The sequence below is a fragment of the Lentilactobacillus parafarraginis DSM 18390 = JCM 14109 genome (assembly GCF_001435895.1).
GTDB lineage: Bacteria > Bacillota > Bacilli > Lactobacillales > Lactobacillaceae > Lentilactobacillus > Lentilactobacillus parafarraginis.
This window is the reverse complement of sequence record NZ_AZFZ01000136.1, coordinates 1-2352: the sequence shown is the minus strand read 5'-3', so window position 1 is coordinate 2352 and position 2352 is coordinate 1. Positions and strand designations below refer to the sequence as shown.

Annotated in this window: 4 protein-coding genes; all 4 read left to right on the top strand. The window is 37.2% G+C overall.

Going from position 1 to position 2352, the window contains the following annotated elements; all coding sequences use genetic code 11:
* The coding region (locus FD47_RS14220; RefSeq protein ID WP_056980823.1) for a hypothetical protein at positions 1-532 on the top strand (532 nt) is incomplete at its 5' end.
* A 2-nt stretch (positions 533-534) separates the two neighbouring features.
* On the top strand, positions 535-1530 hold the full coding sequence (locus tag FD47_RS14215) for an XkdQ/YqbQ family protein (protein WP_054736197.1): 996 nt from the start codon (positions 535-537) through the stop codon (positions 1528-1530).
* Complete coding sequence (locus FD47_RS14210) at positions 1527-1865, top strand: DUF2577 domain-containing protein (protein ID WP_054736199.1); 339 nt, start codon at positions 1527-1529, stop codon at positions 1863-1865. Before FD47_RS14215 ends, FD47_RS14210 begins: the two co-directional genes overlap by 4 nt.
* A partial coding sequence (locus FD47_RS15965) for a DUF2634 domain-containing protein (protein WP_235806116.1) occupies positions 1862-2352 on the top strand: 491 nt, incomplete at its 3' end. The genes FD47_RS14210 and FD47_RS15965, both read left to right, overlap by 4 nt.

The window sequence follows — 2352 nt, the reverse complement described above, 5'->3', positions numbered from 1 at the left end:
TTTTGGTACCAAATTTCAGTATAGGAGCAAAGTAACCCATTATCTGACAGCCAACAAGTTAAAATCACGTGCTCAGGATTATTTAAGCTTGCTAATTAAGTTGTATAAAGCTAAAAAACCAATTCGTTTTGTTATTAGTAGTACCGCTGTCAGTATTAAAATGACGATTGCTAGGTTTACGTTTGGCTTTAAAGATGGTTATGCAGATGAATACGCCTGTACTTTATCCTTACGTGAATATCGATCGTATGCGGCTAAGCGTGTGAAGCCAAAAAAGAAGAAAAAGAAAGTTGCTAAGAAGGGGAAAACACGGAGTAAATCTGCAGTAAAAGTTAGCCGTGGTTCAGTTGTGGTTGCTACGGGCTCTCTATACAGTACAGCAGTTGGGGGAACAAAACTAAATGCAACTGTAAAAAATCGCACGGTAAAAGTAATGTTGATCTCACCAAATGCGAAATATCCGTATTATATCCAGACATTAACTAATCAACCTTTAGGCTGGATTAGCAAAGCTAATGTTAGGGGGTCGTAGAAATGGGAGTATCATTGTTTACGATTAAGACCAAAGGGGCTAAAAGCTATTGGGATATTCGTAAGTTAGCTAGTAACGTTAAATGGACAACTGATGTAGATTATTCTGCCGGCCAATTGACATTTGATTTAGTTGAAACTAACGAAGGCTTTACGCCGAAAAACGGCGATGAAGTTCGCTTTTGGTGGAATGATGCTAAAACATTCTACGGTCGGATCTTCGATATAAAATATACTTCTGACGAAAAATTTAGCATTACAGCTTATGATAATTTGCGATATTTAAAAAATGAGGATACATTAGTATTTCCCTCTTCCACACTAACTCAACGATTTACCCAAGTATGCAAATTGGCTAAAATTCCCCATAAAGCTAAGGTGGTAACCAAGCATAAATTATCACCGGTTTTAAATGATGATAAAAGTTATTTTGACATGTTAAAGTCCAGTATTAAGGAAGCTCGTAAAGCCAATGGCAATCATTACTTTGTTGCCGATCACTATGGAACAGTTGAATTACGTAAAGCTCCCTATTATCGAACTAAAATTATTTTAGGAGATAAGTCTAGTGCTGAAAGCTTTACATTTGAGAAGTCGATTGATAATGCTTATAACGCCATCAAAGTGGTTAAAACTAGTAAGAAGGAAAAAGCTAAAGTAACGGCCACTAAAATTGTCCAAGCTGGTAAGCAGGGCAACACATTGCAACGTTGGGGAAAACTGCAAAAGATTGAAAAAGTAACTAAGGATAAGACCAATTTAGCTCAGATGAAAGTTCGGGCTAGTAATTTGTTGAAACTATATAATCGGCAAACCTATAAACTGAGCATTACTTGTACAGGTAACCAAGCATTAAGGGCTGGTAATTCGGTATATGTAAAACTATCCAGTTTAAAAGATATTGGTTTAGGAACCAAGCAATTGGTTATTACCAAATCAACCATCACATTTGACCCGAATTACACTGCTGATTTAGAAATCAAGGTGAGAATGTCATGACAGGTGATACATTATTAGACATGATTAATAGCCGTGGAGGCAACCCCAATGAATATAGTGACATCGTTCCCGGGAAAGTGATTAGCATTTCACCATTAAAAATTCAATATTCATCAACGGCAATTTTAACTGAAGATTTTTTAACTTTAGGAGAACACGTGACTAAGCATACAGTTAAAATGACTTACCAAGATCGTTCAGATGATGGTGATATCAAACGAACAGAAACCGTTACAATTGATCAATCGTTAAAAGTGGGTGATGGCGTATTAATGTTGCGTGGTGATGGTGGTCAACGTTTTTTAGTTTTAGAAAAGTTAGGTGACACAAATTGAATGATGAATTAGATGAAGTCCAAGATTTAACAGATGATGCTAGCATTCCAGTGGTAACTGAAACGGAGGCAGACGATGATATCGATCAAAACCTTAACGATGATGGCAGTCCAACCACAGGTGAAACTGATGATGTGGAAGAAGAAACTTCCCCCACCTACACTTACCAGGTTAAGGCTGGGCGAATTATTCAAATGACGGATGGCAAAGATGCAATGCTACAGGCAATCGATAAATTGCTACAAACGGTTCGATTTGCTTATCCAATCTATGATGAAGATTATGGTCATGATTTAGAAGATCTGTTAGGCAAAGAGTTACCGTATGCTCAAACAGAAGTCGAACGATTACTAACAGAGGCTTTAGAAGCAGATGATCGGGTTTTAGATGTGGAAGTACAAGATATTGTGCCTGACACTAAAGGTTTTCTGACTGTAACGGCATTGGTTACCACAATTTGCTCCTATACTGAAATTTGGTACCAAAA

Bases quoted from the DNA above. Each gene is read 5' to 3' on its own strand.
- FD47_RS14215 (WP_054736197.1), top strand. From the start codon at position 535: ATGGGAGTATCATTGTTTACGATTAAGACCAAAGGGGCTAAAAGCTAT.
- FD47_RS14210 (WP_054736199.1), top strand. From the start codon at position 1,527: ATGACAGGTGATACATTATTAGACATGATTAATAGCCGTGGAGGCAAC.